Source organism: Actinoallomurus vinaceus, from assembly GCF_039542055.1.
Lineage (GTDB): Bacteria > Actinomycetota > Actinomycetes > Streptosporangiales > Streptosporangiaceae > Actinoallomurus > Actinoallomurus vinaceus.
This window is the reverse complement of sequence record NZ_BAABHK010000014.1, coordinates 57,571-79,563: the sequence shown is the minus strand read 5'-3', so window position 1 is coordinate 79,563 and position 21,993 is coordinate 57,571. Positions and strand designations below refer to the sequence as shown.

Below are 21,993 nucleotides of genomic sequence, written 5' to 3'. Positions count from 1 at the left end.
ACAAGCACGGTTCACGCACAGTGACGCCATGACCACCTGTGGCCAGGATGGGTCTGGTTGCGGCCACTTACCTGGACACCCGCGTCGTACAGAGTGACCGTCGATACGGTCATCCACTTCTTGAGACGGGGGTCTTCAAATGATCAGTGCGCAGGCTCGTTCCTCGCCACCGAACCCATCCGCGCTCGTCGGCTGCGTCACAGGCCCCGAATCGCCGCCGCACGACACCGAGACCGGCGACCCGGCGCTCTGGCGCCGCCGCATCCGCCACGACATCCGCCACGAGCTCGGCACGATCATCATGCTCGCGTCCGCCGTCGCGGTCTCCGACGACATCGGCCCCGCCAGCCGGGAACGCGTCGAGGCGCTGCTCGGTGAGACGCGCTGGCTCGACCACCTGCTCCGGCAGCTGGACGCCGAGGAGGAGGGGCAGGTGCCGGTCGGCCCGGAGCGGGTCCGGGTGGACCGGCTCGTCGGGGAGATCGCCGCGGGTCTGCGGCTGTCCTCGGCCCGGCGCATCGGATTCACCGGCGGCCCGGCCTGGGCGCACATCGATCCGCTCGCGCTGTGGCGCGCCGTGCGCAACGTCCTGGACAACGCCCACCGGATCGCCCGGGAGCGGGTCGAGGTGCTCGTGGGCGTCGAGTCGGGCTGGACGGTCGTCCAGGTCGACGACGACGGCCCGGGGTTCGGCGCGGGGACGAGCGGCCTGGCCTCTCTCGGGCTGGGCATCGTGAACGACCTGGTCTCCGAGTACGGAGGCATGATCGAGATGCGGAGGTGCGAGCTCGGCGGGGCGCGAGTGCGGATCCTGCTGCCCGCGGCGGACCGTCCATGAGGGTTCTCATCTGCGACGACCACGCCGTGTTCGCCGACTCGCTCGCCCTCGTGCTGCGCGAGAAGGGGCACGCCGTGGTCGGCGTGGTCTACTCCCCCGACGCCGCCCTGCGGCTGCTGCCCGAGGTGTGCGCCGACGTGTGCCTGATCGACCTGCAATTCCCCACCGGTTCGGTGCTCGGCACCCTGCCGACGCTGCTCGCGGCCGCACCGGAGACCCGGTTCGTGGTGCTGACCGGTTCGACGGACCCGGGGACGGTCGAGGCGACCCTGGCCGCCGGGGTGCGCGGCGTCGCCCACAAGGGTCAGCAGGCCGCCGAGATCGCCGGCCTGCTGACCCGGGTACACGCCGGCGAGGTGGTCGTCGATCCGGAGACGGCCGGCCGGCTCCCGTCCCGTCCCCGCACCGAGGCGCAGCGGCTCGCCGACTACCTCACGCCCCGCGAACGCGAGGTGCTGACCCGCCTCGTCCGCGGCGAGAACACCGCCGGCCTCGCGCGCAGCATGAAGATCACTCGCAGCACCGCCCGCAGCCACGTGCAGAGCGTCCTGACCAAGCTCGGCGTCCACTCCCAGCGCGAGGCCGTCATCGTCGCCGCGCGGCACGGGCTGGTCAGCGTCAGCACCGGCGAGTGGCTCCTGCCGTGAGCTCCTGTTCGACCGAGCTTCGAGGGAACACTCCCTTTACTCCCGCAACATGTTCATTCGTGCGCGGTCGGGGCGATGTACGATCATTAAAGCTCAGGCATGGCAAGTGGTCTAATCGTTGACCTGCACCCTGCCTACCGCACTGAGCAACGGGCGGAGGGAGGCGCGGGTGAGCAGATACGAGCGCTGGAACGACCTGCTGTCGCTCCTGGCGGGCCGGGGGCGTCTCAGCGTCGAGGAGGCGGCCGCCGAGCTGGCCGTCTCGACCGCGACCATCCGCCGCGACTTCGACCAGCTCGCGCAGCAGCAGATGCTCACCCGCACCCGCGGCGGCGCGGTCGCGCACACCGTCACCTACGATCTGCCGCTGCGCTACAAGAGTGCGCGCCGCGCCTCGGAGAAGCAGCGCATCGCGGCGGCCGCCGCCGAGCTGGTGCAGCCGGGCGCGGTCATCGGCGTCAACGGCGGCACGACCACGACCGAGCTGGCGCGGGCCCTCGCCACCCGCGCCGACCTGCACGCCGAGAACGGCTCACCCGCCATCACGATCGTGACCAACGCGCTCAACATCGCCAACGAGCTCGTCGTACGGCCGCACGTAAAGATCGTGCTGACCGGCGGGGTCGCGCTGCCGCAGTCGTACGAGCTCGTGGGCCCGCTCGCCAACGGGGTGTTCGACCAGGTGACGCTGGACATCGCGTTCCTGGGCGTGAGCGGCCTCGACGTCGAACGCGGCGCCACCTGCCACAACGAGGACGAGGCGAGCATCAACCGGCAGATGGCGATGCGCGCGGAGCGGGTCGTCGTCGCGGCGGACGGTTCCAAGCTCGGCGAGCGCGCCTTCGCCAAGATCTGCGGAGTCGGCGAGATCGACATCCTCGTCACGGACGCGAGCGCCGACACCCATTCCTTCGAAGAGGCCGGCGTCAAGGTCGTCCACGCCTGACCGACCCCGGATCCGCGCGGTACGGCCCGGAAACTGCGAGGCGGCGGGCGGTCAGGACCAGCGGGACCGCGGGCGTTCCTGCGGCTCGCCGTCGATCTCCAGGTCGACCTTCTCGTTGAAGAAGCACACCAGATCCCGGACGCGCTCGGCGTCGTACAGCGGCTCCTCGTACGTCCAGGCGACGTCCTCGCCGCCGTACGACCAGTAGCCCGCCCGTCCCTTGTAGGCGCACCAGGTCTCGGTGCCGGACTGCTCGAGCAGGTCGAGGCGTACGTCCTCGCGGGGCAGGTAGTAGCGGACCGGCAGGCCGGTCTCGAACAGCACCATCGGCCGCTCGGACTCGGCGAGCACGGTACCGTCCACGCTCACCCGGACGCGCCGGGCGCCCCGAAGCGCGTCGATGCGGTGGTACGGGTCGTGCGGATGGCCGAAGACCTGCTCGTCCTCCTCATACCAGGCGTCCATGGCGTCCCAGTAGAACGCGACGAAGCCCTCCAGCCAGGGCGCGATCGGGTCCGGGTAGCCCCACACCGCGTTCTCCGCCGTACGGCCGCCGGCGGACACCGTCCAGTACGAGGCCTGGCCCTTCACCGGGCAGTGGGTCGCGTGGTCGGTCGACTTCAGCAGGTCCATGCGCACGTCGGCGACCGGGAAGTAGTAGACGGGCAGGTGCCCGGTCTCGAAGAGCAGGTGCGCGCCGGCGCTGTCGGCGATCGTCTCACCGCCGAACTCCACGCGGACGCGCTTCGGCGTCGGTTCGAAGTAGAGCAGGTGGCGCGGGGCGGCGACGTCGCCGTTGAACACTCCGGCGGGCCTTCCGGACAGCGGGGCTCCGGGCAGCGTGAGGCTCATATCGGGGAGAACCTCCACTCCGGGCGAGGAATTCCGGGCACGGGCGGGACGGCCGCGAGAGCCGCCCCAGGCGACGCCGCGCGGACAGGGCGGCCGAAAGCGCGGGCGGGGCGGCCGTGAGGGCCCGCTCCCGCCCGCGCCGGTGATCGGGTCAGGAGTACTGCGCCACGATCTTCGTGTAGTCCCACGGCTGCTGCGAGACACCGCTGCAGGCGTCGGAGCCGGTGCCGCTGCCGCAGGGGCGGTCGCGGTTGACGGACCAGAAGGTGAACCGGCTCAGGCCGTGCTGCTGGGCGTACGACCGCATCGTCTGGAAGTCCGCGGTCGTCACCGTCTCACTCTGGTCGGTATTGCCGTTCATCGACGAGATGCCCTGCATGGCGTACAGCTCGGCGTCCGTCTTGCCGGGGTAGTTCTGCTTCAGGACGCCGTGCAGGCCCTCGGACGCCTGGATCGACAGCTGCCCCATGTTCCCCGAACCGCCGCCGAAGTCGAACGGCATGATCGTGAAGGTGTCGATCGGAACGCCGAGCGCCGCCGCCTGCTGGACGAGGCGCGTGCCCCACCAGTTCGGGCCGCTCGTCGTCGTGCCGAAGGTGAGGATCACCTTCACGCCGGAGTTGTTCTGCTTGATGATCTTCAGGGCCTGCAGGACGCGGTCCTGGTTGGCCTCGCTCTCGAACTCGGTGCTCTCCATGTCGATGTCGATCGCCTTGAGCGAGTAGGCGTTGATGACCTTCTGGTAGGCGCCGGCCAGGTCCTGGGCGGTCGAGCAGTGCTCGCCCAGCTTGTTGCCGCTCCAGCCGCCGAAGGACGGGATGACGTCACCGCCGGCCGCCCGGATCTGCTGGATCTTGGTGGCGTCGTCGCCGTTCAGCGGGCGGGTGCCGTCCCAGGCGGGGTTGCAGCCGCCGTCGGACAGGACGAACGCGAGAGTGAACCACTTGACGCCGGTGGCGGACATGACCGTGGTCGGGTCGGGCGGGCTGCCCCAGCCGAAGTAGAGGTACGGCGCCGCCGCCATCGCCCCCGGCGAGCCACCGCCGCCGCCCTGCTGGGTGGTCGCGGTCACCGAACCGCTCTTGGCCGACTCGTTGCCCGCGGCGTCGTACGCGCTGACCTGGTAGGTGTGCGTGCTGCTCGCGGCGAGCCCGCCGACGGTCGCGCTGGCCGAGGAGACGTTCGCGACGACCGACGAGCCCTCGTAGACCTTGTAGCCGGCGACGCCGACGTTGTCGGTCGAGGCGGTCCACGACAGGGAGATCGAGCCGGCCGTCGTGCCGGTCACGCTCAGGCCGGCCGGCGTCGAGGGGGCGGTGGTGTCGGAGGATCCGCCGCCGCCCGTGCAGGGCTGGCCGTTCAGCTTGCAGTTCGCGGGCACGGCGGACGACGGCGAGCCGATGAAGCCGAAGCTCACCGATCCGCCCGCGGGGACCTGGGCGTTGTAGTCGCGGTTGGTGAACGTGTAGTGGGAACCGCTCTGCGTCATGAGCGCGTCCCAGTACGAGCCGACCGAGCCGCCGGAGGGCAGGTCGAACTCCACCTTCCAGCCGTTCAGCGCCGAATCGCCTGCGGTGATCGTGTACTTGGCCTCGTAGCCGGTGCCCCAGTCGGAGGACTTGGCGAAGGCGGCGGTCGGTGCGGTTGCCGCGTGCGCGGCGGCCGGGACCAACAAGGCCGCCAGGAGACAGAGAAGAGTCGGGATGGTACGTCTCACGGGCACTCCTGGTGTGGCGGGAAAACCTGGAGGGCGGGCCGAGCCGATCGATTCGGCCCGCAGGGGACCCCGATTACTTACAGGAAACTTTCCTATAAGTAAGGTGCAGATTAACCCTCCCGACCCCGTCCGTCAACGGACCTTCGTCCTCCCCGCCACATGATCGACGGCCGAAACCGGCCCTTGGTGCGGAGGACGCGCGCGGGATACGGTCCTTAGACGCGGGAGGGGAACTCATGACTCAACGACGAGTCGCCACGCCGGTCTCCGACACCGACACCATCGCCAGCCCCGACACCTACGTGCGGGGCGTGCCGCACGACGCGCTGGCCCGGCTCCGGGGCTCGACGCCGGTCGCGTGGATCGAGGAGAGACCGGTCGACGGCAAGCCCGCCGGGCCCGGGTACTGGGCGGTGCTCCGGCACGCCGACGCGTGCCAGGTCCTGCGCAACCCCAAGCTCTTCTCCGTACGCGGCACGGCGGACAAGGACCTCGGCCACGGGCGCGGCCGGACCCCGGCCGAGGATCCGCCCGCGCGGTCGCGGCTCCGCAGACGGCTTCCCAAGGCGTTCGGCGCGCGCACCATCGCCTGCCTGCCCGAACGCATCGACGCCCGGGCGTACGCCCTCGTGGACGCGGTGGCCGAGAAGGGCGAGGCGGACTTCACCACGGAGATCGCGACGGACCTGCCCCTGCTGGCCTTCGCCGACCTGGTCGGGGTCCCCGAGTCGGACCGATGGCTGCTCGCCGACTGGTCCGCCCGCGCCATCGCTCGTCCGGTCGCCGGATACCCGGCCGGCCACGCCGCGGAGACGCCCTTCGACCCGGCGGGATCCACGGACATGGCCCGCCGGGCGATCGCCGCGCGGCCGCACGGCCCGGCCGCCTCCGAGGCGGAGACCCCGCCGCACGGCCCGGAGGCGGAGACCGCACTGCCCGACCTGCGCCTCTACGCCGGCGAACTCGCCGCGTACAAGCGGCGGCATCCCGGCGACGACCTCATGACCGCCCTCGTCGGGCAGGCCGGCGGCAAGACCGGCCCGGACCCGGTGGAGGAGTTCGAGAGCCTCTTCCGGCTGTTCGCGGCGGCCGGGGACGACGCCGTGAAGGGCGGGCTGCCCGGCGGGATGGTCGCCCTGCTGAAGAATCCGGACGAGACGGCGCGCCTGCGCGCCGATCCGAGCCTCCTCGAGTCCGCGGTCGAGGAGATGCTGCGGTGGTGGTCCCCCGTCATGTGCGTCGGGCGTACGGTCACGGCCGACACCGTCGTCGGCAACGTCCCGGTCCGCAAGGGCGAGCGGCTCGTGGTGTGGGTCTCGTCGGCCAACCGCGACGAGCTGGTGTTCGCCGAGCCCGGCCGCTTCGACGTGGGACGCGCCCCGAACGACCACCTCGCGCTCGGCCTCGGCCCGCGCGCCTGTCTCGGCGCGCACCTGGTCCGGATGCAGATGCGCGCGATGTTCACGGCCGTCCTCGACCGCTTCGACGACATCGAGCCGGCGGGTGAGCCGAGGCGGCTGCGCTCGAACGTCCGCAACGGCGTCAAGCACCTGCCGATCCGCTGGCGGCCGAGACCCCGCCGCTAAGGCCTGTCTCGCAGTAGGACAGCGGGGTTTTGAGACAGGCCCCGAGCCGTCACGCGGTCGCGGGCGTGGCCCGTACGGGCGTCAGGAGCCCTCGTGGGCCAGGTGGGCGCTCAACCACTCCAGGGCGCTCGGCGTGACCCGCTTCCACGTGTGCGGGTTGTGCCCGCCGCCCGGGACCATGATCTTGTCGGTGGTCATGGGCGCGGCCGCAACCTGGAGGAACTTCCGCGCCTCTCCGAAGTCGCGCTCACCGTCCTGGCTCGTGGTCACGAGCACGGAGATCGGAGGCGGCGGGAGGTGCTGCAGCCGCCAGATCAGGCTGTTGTCGGACTTCACCTGCTTGCTGCCGCCGTACAGGTCGCCGGTCTGCCAGTCCTGCCGCGGGTAGAAGTAGCCGGCCATCGAGACCGCCGCCGTGAACCGGTCGGACCGCTCCATGGCCAGCTTGACCGCGCAGTAGCCACCGGTCGAGTCGCCCATCACGCCCCAGCCCCGGTAGCTCGCCGCCACCCGGTACGTCGACATGATGCTTTCGGGCACGTCCTGGGAGTAGAACGTCAGCACCTGCGGTCCGCCGGGAACGTCGGTGCACTCGGTGTCCCTCGGCATCACCGAGGTCGGCGACGGGCGCATCATCACGATCACCATCGGCTGCACCTTGCCGGAGTTCATCTCCTTGGTGGCGATCGCCGGGACACCCAGCCGGGTGATGAGCTGCTCGGGGACGCCCGGGAAGCCCGTGAAGTCGTACATCACCGGGAAGTGGCGCTTGTTGTACTTCTTCTGGAAGTACTGCGGGGGCAGGTAGACGTACGCCTGGGTGGTCAGGCCAGTGCGGTCGCCCCTGATCTGGACCTGCTCGATCTGGCCGTCCTTGGCGGGGTCCGCCTTCTTCTTCTGGCCGATGGTCGTCGCCTGGCGGGCCAGCGGCCGTCCGGTGCCCTGCGGCTTGCTCGCCGTGCTGCCGTTGTTCAGCTGCACGTTGACGCCCTGGTTGTTCGTGCCCATCAGGTCGGACCACGAGGCGTAGAACAGGAAGTAGTTGTTCACCCCGACGAGCAGCACCATGATCAGCGTGACCTGGGCGGTCAGGAACAGCCCGATCCGGGCCAGGAACGGTCCGATGCCGGCTCCGGCGAACTTCGGCCACCACCAGATGATCGCGGCCGCCGCGCCCACGGCCACCACGATCAGAGCACCGAAGAAGCCCCCGCTCGTCAGTCCCACTGGTGTCCTCTCAGATCCGACGTGCCCACCGACCGAACGGGCCCGAAGTTAAGGAAGTTCTCAGCATGGCTCGATGCCGTACTCAGCCGACCACGGTATAGCGAGCCGCCGCCTTCCCCTCTCAAGATGCCTAGGGTGCCGGAAAAGTTGCCTTGGCACCTGAAATCGGCCGTGATCCGCCCAGTGTCGACTCTGGAGGGCTATCGGCCGGTAAATCATAAGGTTCGCGGCGACGCGGATACTCCTCCCGGCGTACACACGATGCCGACCACGACCCGATGTCCCGACGGGCGCCCGCATCTTACGCTCCGAGTGTGAGTACGACGACCCGATGGCGGCCCGGCGCGTTGCCGGTGTTCGTGATCCCGCTGCTCGTGGGTCTCATCCAGGTGATGGGGTCCACGGGCGCCGACCGGCACATGAACTACCCGGCCGTGCACCTGGACGCGCCGGGGTACGCCCTGCTCGTCGCCGGGCCGACCGCCCTGCTCGCGCGGCGGCGCCTGCCCGTCGCCGTCCTCGCGGTCGTCCTGGCAGTCACCGGCTGCTATCTCCTGCGCGGGTACGTCTTCGGGCCGGTGTTCCTCAGCCTCCTGGTCGCCATCGTGGCGGCGGTGAGCGCCGGGCGCCGGATCGCCGCCTGGATCGTCACCGGCGCCGGGTTCGTGCTGCTCAACGCCCTGGGCGTCCTCGTGCCGTTCGGGCCCTTCCGGCTGAAGGACTGGTCCGCCGCGCACGCGCTCGTCATGCTGACCTGGCTGCTGCTGATCCTCACCGGGGCCGAGCTGGTGCGCATCCGCAGCGAACGGGCGGCCGAGGCCCGGCGCACCCGGGCGGAAGAAGAACGCCGGCGGGCCAGCGAGGAACGCCTGCGCATCGCGCGTGAACTCCACGACGTCCTGGCGCACAATATCTCGATGATCAACGTCCAGGCGGGAGTCGCCCTGCACCTCATCGACGAACGCCCCGAGCAGGCGCGCACGGCCCTGGCCGCGATCAAGGAGGCCAGCAAGGAGGCGCTGAGCGAGGTCCGATCCGTGCTCGGGGTCCTGCGGCAGGTGGACGAGGACGCGCCGAGGGCACCGACCGCGGGCCTGGCCCGGCTGGACGACCTGGTCTCCCGCGCGCGTGCCGCGGGGATCACCGTGCACACCCGGACGGACGGGCGGCCGTACCCGCTGCCCGCCGGGATCGACCTGGCGGCGTTCCGCATCGTGCAGGAGGCGCTGACGAACGTCACCCGGCACGCCGGGCCGGGGGTGACCGCCACCGTACGGATCGCGTACGGCGACGGGGAGCTCCGGCTGGAGATCGAGGACGACGGCCGGGGCGCCCCCGGCGACCTGCCCGGCGGCGGCGACGGTCTTCCGGGCATGCGCGAACGCGTCGCCGCCCTCGGCGGTGACATCGCAGCGGGGCCGCGGCCCGGGACCGGAGGGTTTCGGGTTCACGCGACGCTCCCGGTGCCAGGAGAGGGAACGACCGCGGGAACCCCCGCTTTGAACAAGGAGCACGAGTGATCCGGGTACTCCTCGCCGACGACCAGGCCCTCGTCCGGGCCGGATTCCGCGCCCTCCTCGACGCCCAGCCGGACGTCGAGGTCGTCGCCGAGGCCGGCGACGGCGACGAGGCCGTACGCCTGACCCGGCGGGAGCGGCCCGACGTCGTGCTGATGGACATCCGGATGCCGGTGCTCGACGGTCTCGCCGCGACGCGGGAGATCGTCGGCGACGACCGGCTCTCGGGTACGAGGGTCGTCATCCTCACGACGTTCGAACTCGACGAGTACGTCTTCGAGGCGCTGCGCGGCGGAGCCAGCGGCTTCCTGGTCAAGGACACCGAGCCCACCGACCTGATCCGCGGTGTACGCGAGGTGGCCTCCGGCGACGCCCTGCTGTCGCCGAGCGTGACCCGGCGCCTCATCGCGGAGTTCGCCGCCAAGGCGAAGAAGCCGCGGTCCGCGCTGGAGCTGCGCGGCCTGACCGACCGGGAGCGCGAGGTCATGGCACTGGTGGCCGAGGGCCTGTCCAACGAGGAGATCGCCGAGCGCCTCGTCGTGAGCCCCGCCACCGCCAAGACGCACGTGAGCCGCACCATGGTCAAGCTGCACGCGCGCGACCGCGCGCAGCTCGTCGTGATGGCGTACGAGACGGGCCTCGTCAAACCCGGGTGGCTCGACTAGGGCCCGGCGCCTCGTCAGTCCACCGGCGACGCGCATGTGCAGGCCACCGCCGTCCAGCTCGACGCCGCCAGGGTGGGGAGGCGGAACCAGACCGTCTTGGACTCCGCCGCGTACGACACCCCCCAGGCGGAGGCCAGCAGGACGGGCATCAGCAGCCCGCGGCCGCTGACGCTGAGGTCGCAGCCCTCCCGTGGCGCGGGCAGCGCCCTGGCGGGGTTCCGGTCGGTCACCTCCACTTGGACCGAGGAGCCGTTCACCCGGCAGATCACCTCGAACGGAGTGCCCGCGTGCGTGACGGCGTTGGTCGCCAGCTCGCTCGTCAGCAGTACCGCGTCGTCGATCGCGTCATCGGCCCCCCACGCGAGAAGCGCGTCCCGGACGAACCGGCGCGCCTGCGCCACGGCGGTGCGGTCCGCCGGATAGGCCGCCCGCACAGTCGATTGCACGGGAGCTCCCTTCACGAGTCTGTCGCCTCACCTGCGCCTTACATCGTGACAGAGAGTGTTGATCGATTACTCATTGTGAGGAAAATGGCGCCCCGGTGCCGGTCTCCGTCAGTTGCCCGACGCGGTCGGACTCGGCTGGAACCAGGCGAAGGCCTTGTTGAAGTCTTTCGCCGCGGTGGCGCGGTCCCCGGCGGCGGCCATGATGGCGTACTGCCGGTTGTTCACGGTGAAGCCCCGATCGAGGACGTACACCCGCCGGTGGCTTCTCTTCCACTGGGACAGCCAGCTGTACTCGATGTCCCCAACCTCCCAGCCGCGGGCCGTGAGCCTGTGGGGCGGGTTCACCGACTGGTAGCCGGGGAGGACCTGCGGCCCGTTCCAGACCTGCCAGTGCCGCACCGGATCCGCCGTTTCCCACGGGATGGTGTCCACTTGCACGAGGTCCCCCGTCTGGGGATCGACCCACTTTTCGGACTTTGAACTGTTCATCTCGTGGCGCCATCCCTTGGGCACCACGAGCGTCGATCCGTCCTGAGTCTTGGCCCGCTGGTAGCCCGCTGGGATGGTGGGGCTGGGCGTCACCGTCGGAGACGTGGGCTTCTGCGGCGGGGTCGGGTTCGGCCCGCTGGCTGAGCCCGTCCCGTTGGAGGACTTGGCGTTCAGCATCCACGCGACGACGACTCCCCCGGCGACCAGCACGGCCACCAGGGCCAGCACCACCGCCCGCGCGTTCGACCGCTTCGGCCCGCCCTGGGCCACGCCTTCCGTGGGCCGGTCGTAGCCGCGCATCCATTGCTCGTCCGGCGAGGCCTCCGCGACGTTCGGACCGCTGCCCGGGCCCCGCAGGGCCGCCGCCGGCCCGGTCGGGTCCGGGTACCCGCCACCGGAGGGATCCGGGTGCCGCGCCGCCGGGCCGTACGCTCGCGCGCCGGGCTCGGCCAGGGCGGCGGACGGCTCGTAGGGTGGTCGGGGCTCCGCGGCGGACAGTTCGTACGGCGGCCGGGGCCCGGCGGCCGACGGCTCGTGCGGCCTCGGGGGCTCCGCCCCCGACGGTCGCGCCTCCGGCCGGTCCTGCCGGGTGGTCGGCTCCTGGTCGTCACCGGCGATCGGGCCCGGGGCGGGCAGCGGCCGGGTGCTGTGGGCGGCGCGGGTCATTCCCTCCGCGGCCTGGTCGGCCGTCAGTCGCTGGTCCGGGTCCTTCACGAGCAGGCCCATGAGCACCGGCGCGAGCGGACCGGCGTGGCGCGGCGGCGGCGCCTCCTCGGAGATGACCGAGGTCAGCGCCGCCATCGCCTCGGCCCGGTGGTGCGGCGAACGCCCCTCGACCGCGGCGTACAGCGTCGCGCCGAGCGACCACAGGTCCGAGGCGGGCGATGCCCTGTCGCCCCGGGCCCGCTCGGGTGCGACGTAGGCCGGCGACCCCATGATCAGGCCGGTCTGGGTGAGCGTCGAGTCGCCCTCCATGGTGGCGATGCCGAAGTCGGTGATGACCACACGGGTGGAGCGGGTGATCGGCTCTCCCGGATCCCCGGCGAGCAGCACGTTGGCCGGCTTGACGTCGCGGTGCGTGATGCCCGCGCCGTGCGCCATGCGCAGGGCCGCCAGCACCTGACCGCCGATCTCGGCCACCTGGATCGGCGGGAGCCTGCCCTCCTGGTCGATGACGTCCTGCAGGGAGCGCGACCGGACGAACTCCATGACGATGCAGGGCCGGCCGTCCTCCTCGACGACGTCGTGCACCGTGACGATGCCCGGGTGGTTGAGTCGCGCGGCCGACCGAGCCTCCCGGAGCGTGCGCTCGTACATCACCTTGTGGTCGTCGTCACTGAGGCCGGGCGGGAACAGGACCTCCTTGACGGCGACGTCACGCGCGAGGAGATCGTCGTGAGCGCGCCAGACCGTGCCCATGCCGCCTCGTCCGATCTGCGAGAGCAGACGGTAACGACGGCCGATTACGGAACCCTCCCCCAGTGGCATAGGTGAGGACGATACCGATCGGTGATGACGGATCGGCATCGATTGCCGCGAGTCAGAGCACAAGGGTAAGGGTGATCAGACCTATGACGATCACCACGACGACGACGGCTATGGCCAGATTGCCGTTCCGGCCGGAGAGCCAGACCGGCCGCGCGTCGTCGGTCACGGTCTCGTCGGGCTCCGGTGGCGTCATGACCTGACCCGTGACCGGCATGTCCGACGGCTCGTCCGGCTCCGTCCGGGACACCTCGGGCTCGACGTCGAACGCGCCCAGCACCTGGGTCGCCTTCGAGTCCTGCATGAGGATCCGGTCGAGCATGACCCCCACCTCGGTCGCGGTCATCCGCGTGTCGGGGTCCTTGCGGAGCAGACCCGCGATCACGGGGGCCAGGGGCCCGGCGTGCGGGGCCGGCGCGGGCTCCTCGGTGAGCACGGCCACCAGGCTCGCCATCGCCTCCGTCCGTTCGAACGGCGACTTGCCCTCGACGGCCGCGTACAGGGTCGCGCCGAGCGACCACAGGTCGGAGGCGGACACCGCCGCGCGGCCGCGGGCGCGTTCGGGCGCGATGTAGGCCGGGGAGCCGATCAGCATGCCGGTCTGGGTGAGCGTCGCGTCGCTCTGCGCACGCGCGATGCCGAAGTCGGTGAGGACGGCGCGGATCGAGCGCGCGTCGGACACCAGCACGTTGCTGGGCTTGACGTCGCGGTGCAGGATGCCCGCCTCGTGGGCGGTCATCAGCGCGCTCAGCATCTGCCGCCCGATCTCGGCGGCGCGACGCGGTGTGAGCGGGCCGTCCTGCTTGATCATCTGTTCGAGCGAGCGGGCCCGGATCAGCTCCATCACGATCCAGGGACGCCCGTCCTCTTCGACGACGTCGTAGACGGTCACGACGCCGGGATGGCTGAGCCGGGCGGCGGTGCGCGCCTCGCGGAAGGTCCGCTTGTGCTGGATCTCCCGCTCCTCGTCGGAGAACCCGTGCGGGAGGATCACCTCTTTGACGGCGACGTCGCGGCCGAGCGCTTCATCTCTGGCGTGCCAGACCGTCCCCATGCCACCGCGCCCCACTTCGGTGAGCAGGCGGTAACGCTGGGCAAGAAGGGGTTTTTCCGGCATAGTCCATGCACGATACCGACAGGAGGAGCGTTCATTTGGCGTGACGCTCACCTAATCCCCGGTACAAAGAAAGAATGTGCGGCATGATGACGGGGGAGCGATGAGCACCAAGGTGGCCGGGGCATGGCAGCGGGTCGTCGGGGCCGCGCCCACCGCCCGGGAGCGGGTCATCGAGGCCGTGCCGACCGCCCTCTTCTGGTATCTCCGAGTTTCGGGCGTTTTGTCCGTTCTTGCGTGGCTGTCCTCCGGCCTGATCTCGTGGATGTCCGGCATCTGGGTGCTGCGCTCCATCAACTACTTCGGCTGGTACTCCAGCCTCCCGTACGGGCTGCTGCTCATCCTGCTGTCCGTGGGCGTACGCCGGCGTAAGAAGGCGGCCTGGCGGATCAGCGTCGTGTTTTTCCTGCTGTTCTTCGGGGTCTGGGCACTGGCCGGGATCGCCGGCGGCGGGGGCGAGCTCGTCACGGCCATCGCCTTCGGCGGCGTGGTGGCGCTGCTGATCGCCGCGCGCGGAGAGTTCTCCGCGCTGCCGGACCGCGCCAACCGCCGCCTCGCCCTCCTGGTGTTCACCGGGCTGCTGATCGTCGGCGGCGTCGTCGGCACCAGCCTGGTCTTCCTCACCGACCGCGACCCCCGTGGCGCGGAGTGGACCCACGTGGTCTACGCCGGGCTGCAGACGCTCCTCGGCGCGGGCGTCAGCGGCAGCGAGCTCAACGTCGACGTGCCGGGCTGGGTCGACGGCATCCTCGGCGTGGGCGGCAGCGGCCTGCTCATCATCACCGTGTGGGCGCTGTTCCGCCCGGGTCAGCGGCTCGCCGTCCTCACGCCCGACGAGGAGCTGCCCGCGCGCGCCCTCCTGGCCGAGTGGGGCGAGCAGGATTCCCTGGGCTACTTCGCGCTCCGCCGCGACAAGGACATCATCTTCTCCCCCAACGGCCGGGCCGCCATCTCCTACCGCGTCGAAGGCTCGGTGTCCCTGGCCAGCGGCGATCCGCTCGGCGACCCCGAGGCGTGGGACGTCGCCATCAAGGAATGGCTCCGCGAGTGCCGGGCGCACGCCTGGATCCCCGGCGTGATCGGCGCCAGCGAACGCGCCGCCGCCGCGTACGGCCGGTGCGGCCTGGACGCCCTCGAACTCGGCGACGAGGCGATCCTCGACCTGCGGGAGTTCAACCTCGAGGGCCGCGACATGCGGCAGGTACGGCAGGCCGTCCGCCGCGTCGAGCGCGCCGGCTACACCGTCCGGATCCGCCGCCACGGCGCGATCAGCACCGAGGAGATGGCGGAGGTGGTCGCCGACGCCGACCGCTGGCGTGACGGGCACACCGAGCGGGGCTTCTCCATGGCGCTCGGCCGTCTGGGCGACCCGACCGACGAGCGCTGCGTGCTGGTCGAGGCGTTCGACGCGGCGGGCCGCCGGCGCGGGCTGCTGAGCTTCGTGCCCTGGGGACGTCCCGGCCTCTCCCTCGACCTCATGCGGCGCGACCGCGACGCCGAGAACGGCCTGAACGAGTTCATGGTCGCCAAGCTGGCCGAGAACGCCGCCGTCGTCGGCGTCACCCGGGTCTCCCTGAACTTCGCGATGCTGCGGTCGGTGTTCGAGCGCGGCTCGGCGATCGGCGCCGGCCCTGTGGCCCGGATCGCCTACCGGCTGCTCTCGTTCGCCTCGAAGTTCTGGCAGCTGGAGTCGCTCTTCCTGGCGAACGCCAAGTACAACCCGGTGTGGACGCCGCGCTTCGTTTGCTTCGAGCAGAACCGCGAGCTGGTGCGGATCGGCCTGGCCATGGCCCGGGCCGAGGGCTTCCTGCCGACGCTGTTCGGCTCCTACCTCGACACGCCGACGCCCTCCCCCGCGCTCGTGGACCGGATCAAGACGATCGAGGAGTCCGCCGACGCCGCCCGGATGCCGACCCGGCGCCTGTCGGAACAGGAGCGCGTGCGCCACGCCAAGCTCGAGCGCCTGCGCGACGCCGGCATCGACCCCTATCCCCTGGGCTTCGAGCGTACGGCGACCGCCGCCGAGGTCCGCGAGCGCTTCGGCGGCCTCGCCCCCGACACGCACACCGGCGAGGAGGTGGCGATCGCCGGCCGGGTCATGCTGGCCCGCGAACACGGAAAGCTGATCTTCGCGGAGCTGCGCGACGAGACCGGCGACCTGCAGGTGATGCTCGCGGCCGACTCCGTCGACGCGGAGGCGCTGCGGCACTGGAAGCAGCTGATCGACCTGGGCGACCAGGTCGGGGTGCGCGGCGAGGTGATCACCTCCCGCACCGGCGAGCTGTCCGTGCTGGCCTCCTCCTGGACCCTCACCGCCAAGTGCCTGCGCCCTCTCCCGACGAGCTCCGGCGCGCCCGGCAAGGCCCTCTCCGACGAGACGCGGGTCCGGCAGCGGTACGTCGACCTCATCGTCAACGCCGAGAGCCGGCGGATGCTGCGCATGCGCGGGGAGGTCATCACGGCCCTGCGCGACCGCCTGCGCCACCGCGGGTTCCTCGAGGTGGAGACGCCGATGCTGCAGCCGGTGCACGGCGGCGCGGCGGCCCGGCCGTTCACCACCAAGATGAACGCCTACAACATGGACCTCTACCTGCGGATCGCGCCCGAGCTCTACCTCAAGCGCCTGCTCGTGGGCGGCGCCGGCAAGGTGTTCGAGCTCAACCGCAACTTCCGCAACGAGGGCGTCTCGCCCCGGCACAACCCCGAGTTCACGATGCTCGAGGCGTACGAACCGTACGGCGACTACGACACCATGGCCGCGCTGACCCGCGAGCTCGTCACCGAGGCGGCCCGCGCCGCGCTCGGCACGACCGTCGTCGTCCGCGACGGCGTCGAGTACGACTTCGCCGAGCCGTGGCACGAGGTCACCGTCTACGGCTCGGTGTCCGAGGCGCTCGGTGAGCAGGTGACGCCGGGCACGTCGCTGCGCACGGTGCAGAAGCACGCCGACCGGGTCGGACTGGCGTACGACCCGTCGTGGGAGCAGGGCAAACTCGTCCAGGAGCTCTTCGAGGCGCTCGTGGAGCACACCCTGCAGGCGCCGACCTTCGTCCGCGACTACCCGGCCGCCACCTCCCCGCTCACGCGCCCGCACCGGGACGATCCACGGCTCGCCGAGAAGTGGGACCTGATCGTCTTCGGCCTCGAGCTCGGGACGGCGTACTCCGAGCTCATCGACCCGATCGTCCAGCGCCGCAACCTCACCGAGCAGTCGCTGCTGGCCGCCGGCGGCGACCCGGAGGCGATGGACCTCGACGAGGACTTCCTGCGCGCCCTCGAGTACGGCATGCCCCCTGCGGGCGGCATGGGCATGGGCGTCGACCGCCTGCTCATCACGCTGACCGGCCGCAACATCCGCGAGACGATCCCGTTCCCCCTCCTGCGACCGGGTTCGTGAGCCGGGAGCCTTCGGCGGGTTCCACAACCGGCGATCACACGGCGCGAACGCCAGTACAGTCGTGGGGTGAGCGACAAGGACGACAACGTCACACGGCTCCCGACGAGCGAAGTGGAGGGCTACGACGACCTCCTCGAGTTCGACGCGGACGAGTTCCTGCGTGAGTGGCAGGAGGCCGACCACGCGGCGGTAGGGCTGCTGCGGGAGGCACTGCCCGAGGTGGTGAGCGCCGCGGCTCCGGCCGAGGAGCTGCGTCCCGCCGCCGAGCGCATCCGCGACCGGCTGCGCGACTGGCCGTACCGCCACCTCGCGGCGGCCGCCGGCTGGCGCGGTGGCCCGCCCGCGGAGGACGAGGTCCTGTGGCTGCAGGCCACCGGAGCGCTGATCGCCATGAACGGCGAGTCCGGGCTGGGCACCCACGAGGAGAGCGCGCTGATGACCCTGCAGCACGCCGACTGGGCGGGTGCCGTCATCGGCCTCGCCAGGGCCGGCGTCGGCGCCCGTGCGTGGCCGGCGGACCTGTTCGACTACGCGGACACCTGCGCGGAGATCGAAGGCTCCTACGACCCGGACGACCGCGAACCGGTCGAGCAGGGGTTCGAGCTGATCGTTCCCGTGTGGGAGGCGGTCGGGGCGCTCGACGAGCACCGGCGCCTCACGCCGCTCGGGCACTGGGGTCTGCCCCGCGCCCTGGCCTGGGCCTGGGAAGGCTCCCTCGACTAGGGCGGTGCCTCAAGGTCTCAGGGTGGGGAGGCGAGGGCCGCGCCGCCGGACCGGCGCGGCCCCCTGTCTTTCAGCCGTGGCCGAAGACCCTGCTCAAGGATCCGATTTTTCGGCCGTTTCCCACTAGATCCTGCGGTCCTCATTTGAATCGGGACTCCAGGCCCACTTACGCGCCGCTATTTCCTCGCGGCGGCGCGTCACGGCGACGGATCCGTCACCCCCCGACCTGGCCGGATACGGCCAGAGGCGGGACCCGCGAAGGCCGGCGCGTCTACCAGCCCGAGCTGTAGTACAGCGACTTGTACCCCCAAGCGACGGGCGGTCCCTGCCTCGTCGTCGTGTACCAGCGAACCTTACGGTCGGTGTAGTTGATATAGCGGAGCGTGAATGATCCGTTCCACTTGAAGATCATGTCCATGTGTTCCAGCCCCTGGTGAGCGGCGTAGATCACCTTGTGGCCGGCGTTCATGCAGGTCGCCGAGCCGGACGTGACGATGTCGTCGTCGGAGGAGCCGATCAGGGTCCAGTCGGTGCCGCCCTTCGCCTGCGGGTTCTGGTTGCACCACTTCAGGAAGCCGCTGCCGGGCCGCATGTCGCTGCACTGCTCCCAGCCGTTGACGGCCAGGCAGGTCGTCGCCCAGTTCGTCCCGGTGAACGGCGTGCTCAGCGTCACGGCGTCCTCGACGTACAGGTAGGGCGGGAACTTCCCCCACTTGGTCTTGGCATGCTTCTGCACCCCGGTGATCGCCGCGCGGGCGACGAGGCCGCCCATCGAGTGGGCGAGGATGTCGACCGACTTCCCGTGCCGGGAGTAGTTGTTGTAGATGTCCCAGGCGAGTTGCAGGCCGACCCACTGGATCCGGCTGTCGACCGTCCCGTTGACCCGCTTGTCGCAGTGGGAGTCCTTGCCGTAATAGCCGAACGTACGGAACCCTCCGTGCCAGCCCGCGTTCCGCAACGTCCATTCGGCGTTGCTCCACAGGCTGGCGCAGTCGTAGAAGGCGGCGTTCCTCGCCTTCGTCGGATCCTTGATGCCGTGGACGAGGTAGACGGTCTCGGTGTTGCTGTTGCCGTTGCGCAGGGCCGCGACGGCGGCGCTTCCCACGGAGGCGGCCGCGACCGAGCGCGCGGCTGCGGGGTTTCGGGGTGCGGCGCTCGCGGCGGCGGGCACCGCCGTTGCCGACAGTCCGACGGCGACCAGCACCGCCAGAACATGACGAAGGCGTCGGAACATGGGGTCCTCTCCCGAGGCGAAGCCCGCCAAGCGGCGGGCGCGCCAATGATCGAGGAAGTGATCCATCCCATACCAGGGACCGGAGCCTCTGTTTCGAATAGGACCCGAGACCCAGTGACGGACTGCGATCCGCTCGCTACGACACTGGCGCCGGGAGCGATCCGCAACCCGCCGAGGCCGCCGCCCCGCCCCGTGAACCGCGATGGGCCTGCTCGTGGTCATGCGGCCACGGTGCCGCCTCGTGGATCCGGTGCCGGAGACGCGCCCGTGGTCACGCGCCGGGTGCCAGATCCCCGATCAGAAGCGGAAGAACGCGCTCCTCGCGGACCGCGTGTCCTTCCCTGGCCATCTCTGCGGCGAGCCGCTCATCCCAGGGCGCGCTCGCCCGTACGCCACTGAGCAGGTCACGCTCCGTCCGTACGCCGCTCAGCGGGTCACTCCCCGCCCCCACGGCCTCCAGGTAGTCCTCGGCGCCCATCCGCCACGGCACCGCGCCGTACCGGTCGACGGCCGCGGCCGTCATGCGCAGGGCCGCCCAATCGAAGTCGGCGTGCCACCGGATGCGGGCGCCCGCATCCGTCGCGGCGGCGAGGACGCGGCGGCAGGCGACCGACGTCCGGCCCTCCGTACAGACGAGCGGGGCGCATTCCGCGCCCAGCCGCGCGGCCGCCGCCCGGACCACCGCCGTGCTCTGGCAGACGAACACCTCACGTCCTTGAGTCGTCAGCGGACCGCTCATCAACTGCTGCAGCGTGACCCGGAGCGGAAGCCCGGCCGCCGCCGCTTCACCCAGCCACCGGGCGACCAGGTGGTCCTCGGCCACCCGTAGGTTCAGGACCAGGACCTGACTCGTCAGGTCGTCCACGATGACGCCCGCGTCATTCCAGATCCTCCGCTCGGTCGCACGGTCGGACGGCGGCACCGCCCCCTGCCACAACCGGAGCGCCCGCAGCACCAGGCCGGCCAGCGGCGTGGCGAACAGGGCCGTGGCGTCCCCCGTCGCCCACTCCGCGAGCACGGGGAGCGGCACGTCGTTCGCGGGCAGCCGGTCCAGCACGGCCGCGGCTCGGGCGAGGAGATCGCCCTGCCCCTGGCGTACGAGCCGCGCGACGGTGCCGTCCCGCGCCATCTGGCCGAGCCATGCCGAATACCACCCCTCGTCCGCGTGCCGGCCCCGCAACGCGGCCTGCAGCGCCGTCGCCGGCCCCGTCGGGCGTTCCGGCGCGTCGATCCGCGCGAGCGCGGAGAGCAGCCCGACGCCGTACGTCCGGCGCAGCATACGGTCGAGCTCGCCCAGCGAGACCGTGACGCGCCGGGTCCGCCGCCCGCCGTGGTACCGCTCGGTGATCCGGCCGACGATCCGGCACTCCTCCTGGGAGGGATCGGTGAGCCCGATCGAGCCGACCGGCTCGCCGCCGGTCTTCTCCAGCCTGCGACGGGCCGCGGCCAGCAACCGCCGCCATTCCGCGGCCCGCAACTCGGCGAGCTCTCCCATGAGACTCAGTCTGCCCCGGCGATTCCCGTTAGGACCCGTCCATCCGAGCCGCTCGTACGGTGCCGGGGCCGGCGCACCGAGGTTTCGGCCCCGTACGACGTGGATGCGGCCAGCGCGCCGGCCCCGTACCGCGTGGACGCGACCCGCGCGCCGGACCGGTTCGCCGCCCTCCTCAGGGGGCCGCCACCACATCGGCCTTCTGGAGGCACTCAGTTGCCCGAGGAGCCCGCGCTCCCCGCGATCACCGCAGCCGTCGTCGCGGCCTGGACTCCCGCCTGGATCGACGCGATGACCTTGGCGACGGCGCGACCGGCCCACTCGTCCTCGGTGATCTCCTTGATGCGCCGGCGCAGGACTCTGCCGTTGACCTCCGGGAAGGCCTTCCGGTCGAGGCGGCAGGCGTGGACGATGGCGAGGAGGGCGGTCGACCGGTCGTCGGCCGGAGCGCCGTTCAGCACGGCTCCGAGCCGGGCGCGCAGCTCTCGCCCGTAGCTCGGGTCGCGCACCAGGTAGTCCGTGTACGGGAAGAGGCCCAGCACCTTGCGCTCGCGCGCCTCCAGCACGCCCGTCGCGGCCAGCCGGGCCAGGCGGCGCTTCCGGATGGCGTCCCGGCGGAGCCTGCCCACCCAGCGTTCTGCCTTCCGCGGCCTGCCGTCGGCCGCGATGCGTTCCAGGAGGGCGTCGAGGTCGGGATCGCCCAAGGGCGACGGGTCGACGACCGCGATCCGGCCGTCCACGAGCCGCACGCGTTCGGCGAGCGCCAGCTCGGCCAGCAGCGCGCCGGCCACGCCACAGTCCTGCTCGGTCGCCCCGACCAACGACCTGCCGTCCTGCTCCCTGCGTGCCAGCAGAAGCAGCTCATCGACCAGCGCCAGCCGCATGTTCCACCTCACCGTCTCGGGGACCCGTCGGTTCCCTACCCACCCGGCGGCAGCCGACGACTCCGGACGGTCCTTGGACGTCACCGGCCGGGCGCGGGGTTCCCCTACCCTCGAATCGGACGGAGGTTCGCCGCGACGAGAAGGCGGCCGTTCGCGGCCGACCCCGTACGGTGGGCTCGTGACGACGGCACTGGAGGAGCTGGCGATCCGGCTGCGGGATTTCGCCGCCGCCCGGGACTGGGAGCAGTTCCACACCCCGAAGAATCTCGCGATGGCGCTGGCCGGTGAGACCGGCGAGTTGCTCGCCGAGCTGCAGTGGCTGACCCCGGAGGAGTCGGCGCAGGTGATGCGGGACCCCGAGACGGCCGGACGGGTCCGCTCCGAGCTGGCCGACGTCGCGCTGTACCTGATCCGGCTGGCCGATGTACTGGGCGTCGACCTGCTCCAGGCCGCCTGTGCCAAGCTCGACGAGAACGAGCGGCGCTACGACGCCGAGACCTACCGCGGCTCCGCCCGCAAGGCTCCCCCGCTGCCCTGAGACTCTCGCTGCTGACGGAAGAATGTCGGAGCCGGGAGGTCGCGGCCGAGCACATCGCCTTCTGCCCCGACAACATCTGGCAGGGCTGCGGCGACTTCACGATGTACGCCGACGGCCTCGTCGGCGAGGAGTCGTGGTCGTTCTGGTGGGACTGAGCCGACCCCTGGCGCACGCCACGTCTCTTCGCCGGGCGAAC

The 21,993-nt window shown here is 71.3% G+C and carries 19 protein-coding genes; 10 read left to right on the top strand and 9 right to left on the bottom strand.

All coding sequences use genetic code 11. The features are described 5' to 3' along the window. Window positions 1-139: 139 nt before the first annotated feature. From ABEA24_RS38050 to ABEA24_RS38040, 3 genes are all read left to right on the top strand, one after another. A complete protein-coding gene (locus ABEA24_RS38050) occupies window positions 140-838 on the top strand; it encodes a sensor histidine kinase (RefSeq protein ID WP_345437632.1) in 699 nt (232 codons plus the stop codon). After that, a complete protein-coding gene (locus ABEA24_RS38045) occupies window positions 835-1,485 on the top strand; it encodes a LuxR C-terminal-related transcriptional regulator (protein WP_345437630.1) in 651 nt (216 codons plus the stop codon). The genes ABEA24_RS38050 and ABEA24_RS38045 overlap by 4 nt, the downstream gene beginning before the upstream one ends. A gap of 169 nt (window positions 1,486-1,654) precedes the next feature. Continuing rightward, window positions 1,655-2,431, top strand: coding sequence for a DeoR/GlpR family DNA-binding transcription regulator (locus ABEA24_RS38040; RefSeq protein WP_345437628.1), 777 nt, complete (start codon window positions 1,655-1,657; stop codon window positions 2,429-2,431). 51 nt (window positions 2,432-2,482) lie between these two features. On the opposite strand, the gene ABEA24_RS38035 is transcribed toward ABEA24_RS38040, so the two are convergent. Beyond that, the gene (locus tag ABEA24_RS38035; protein WP_345437626.1) at window positions 2,483-3,283 is read right to left on the bottom strand and encodes a DUF427 domain-containing protein; all 801 of its coding nucleotides are present in this window, start codon (window positions 3,281-3,283) and stop codon (window positions 2,483-2,485) included. A gap of 151 nt (window positions 3,284-3,434) precedes the next feature. Next, window positions 3,435-5,000: a glycoside hydrolase family 18 protein gene (locus ABEA24_RS38030; RefSeq protein WP_345437624.1), complete on the bottom strand. Its 1,566-nt coding sequence runs from the start codon at window positions 4,998-5,000 to the stop codon at window positions 3,435-3,437. A 236-nt stretch (window positions 5,001-5,236) separates the two neighbouring features. Between ABEA24_RS38030 and ABEA24_RS38025 the strand changes: the two genes are divergently transcribed. Then, window positions 5,237-6,586: a cytochrome P450 gene (locus ABEA24_RS38025; protein ID WP_345437622.1), complete on the top strand. Its 1,350-nt coding sequence runs from the start codon at window positions 5,237-5,239 to the stop codon at window positions 6,584-6,586. Between the two features lie 81 nt (window positions 6,587-6,667). Here ABEA24_RS38025 and ABEA24_RS38020 read toward each other — a convergent pair whose 3' ends face one another. Continuing rightward, window positions 6,668-7,813, bottom strand: coding sequence for an alpha/beta hydrolase (locus tag ABEA24_RS38020; protein ID WP_345437620.1), 1,146 nt, complete (start codon window positions 7,811-7,813; stop codon window positions 6,668-6,670). A gap of 314 nt (window positions 7,814-8,127) precedes the next feature. Here ABEA24_RS38020 and ABEA24_RS38015 point away from each other — a divergent pair, with 314 nt between their 5' ends. Then, the gene (locus tag ABEA24_RS38015) at window positions 8,128-9,333 is read left to right on the top strand and encodes a sensor histidine kinase (RefSeq protein ID WP_345437618.1); all 1,206 of its coding nucleotides are present in this window, start codon (window positions 8,128-8,130) and stop codon (window positions 9,331-9,333) included. Continuing rightward, window positions 9,330-9,995: a response regulator transcription factor gene (locus ABEA24_RS38010; protein WP_345437616.1), complete on the top strand. Its 666-nt coding sequence runs from the start codon at window positions 9,330-9,332 to the stop codon at window positions 9,993-9,995. Before ABEA24_RS38015 ends, ABEA24_RS38010 begins: the two co-directional genes overlap by 4 nt. 14 nt (window positions 9,996-10,009) lie before the next feature. Here ABEA24_RS38010 and ABEA24_RS38005 read toward each other — a convergent pair whose 3' ends face one another. From ABEA24_RS38005 to ABEA24_RS37995, 3 genes are all read right to left on the bottom strand, one after another. Further along, a complete protein-coding gene (locus ABEA24_RS38005; protein WP_345437614.1) occupies window positions 10,010-10,441 on the bottom strand; it encodes an ATP-binding protein in 432 nt (143 codons plus the stop codon). Window positions 10,442-10,549: 108 nt separating this feature from the next. Then, window positions 10,550-12,349, bottom strand: coding sequence for a serine/threonine-protein kinase (locus ABEA24_RS38000; protein ID WP_425551286.1), 1,800 nt, complete (start codon window positions 12,347-12,349; stop codon window positions 10,550-10,552). A 121-nt stretch (window positions 12,350-12,470) separates the two neighbouring features. Next, window positions 12,471-13,532 (bottom strand): serine/threonine-protein kinase, encoded by a 1,062-nt coding sequence (locus tag ABEA24_RS37995; RefSeq protein WP_345437610.1) that lies wholly within the window; start codon window positions 13,530-13,532, stop codon window positions 12,471-12,473. Between the two features lie 100 nt (window positions 13,533-13,632). Here ABEA24_RS37995 and lysX point away from each other — a divergent pair, with 100 nt between their 5' ends. Beyond that, window positions 13,633-16,926, top strand: a complete 3,294-nt coding sequence (gene lysX / locus ABEA24_RS37990) for a bifunctional lysylphosphatidylglycerol synthetase/lysine--tRNA ligase LysX (protein ID WP_345437608.1) — start codon at window positions 13,633-13,635, stop codon at window positions 16,924-16,926. A gap of 66 nt (window positions 16,927-16,992) precedes the next feature. Next, entirely contained in the window at window positions 16,993-17,649 is a 657-nt protein-coding gene (locus ABEA24_RS37985) for a hypothetical protein (protein ID WP_345437606.1), read from the top strand. A gap of 271 nt (window positions 17,650-17,920) precedes the next feature. On the opposite strand, the gene ABEA24_RS37980 is transcribed toward ABEA24_RS37985, so the two are convergent. The 3 genes from ABEA24_RS37980 to ABEA24_RS37970 form a co-directional block, all read right to left on the bottom strand. Then, window positions 17,921-18,883: an esterase/lipase family protein gene (locus ABEA24_RS37980; protein WP_345437604.1), complete on the bottom strand. Its 963-nt coding sequence runs from the start codon at window positions 18,881-18,883 to the stop codon at window positions 17,921-17,923. 271 nt (window positions 18,884-19,154) lie between these two features. Beyond that, complete coding sequence (locus ABEA24_RS37975) at window positions 19,155-20,378, bottom strand: TIGR02679 family protein (RefSeq protein WP_345437603.1); 1,224 nt, start codon at window positions 20,376-20,378, stop codon at window positions 19,155-19,157. Between the two features lie 209 nt (window positions 20,379-20,587). Continuing rightward, window positions 20,588-21,259 (bottom strand): GOLPH3/VPS74 family protein, encoded by a 672-nt coding sequence (locus ABEA24_RS37970; RefSeq protein ID WP_345437601.1) that lies wholly within the window; start codon window positions 21,257-21,259, stop codon window positions 20,588-20,590. Window positions 21,260-21,437: 178 nt separating this feature from the next. Between ABEA24_RS37970 and ABEA24_RS37965 the strand changes: the two genes are divergently transcribed. Together ABEA24_RS37965 and ABEA24_RS37960 are read left to right on the top strand one after the other, a co-directional pair. Then, complete coding sequence (locus tag ABEA24_RS37965; RefSeq protein ID WP_345437599.1) at window positions 21,438-21,797, top strand: nucleotide pyrophosphohydrolase; 360 nt, start codon at window positions 21,438-21,440, stop codon at window positions 21,795-21,797. Further along, a complete protein-coding gene (locus ABEA24_RS37960; protein ID WP_345438093.1) occupies window positions 21,713-21,952 on the top strand; it encodes a DUF4253 domain-containing protein in 240 nt (79 codons plus the stop codon). The genes ABEA24_RS37965 and ABEA24_RS37960 overlap by 85 nt, the downstream gene beginning before the upstream one ends. Window positions 21,953-21,993: the final 41 nt, after the last annotated feature.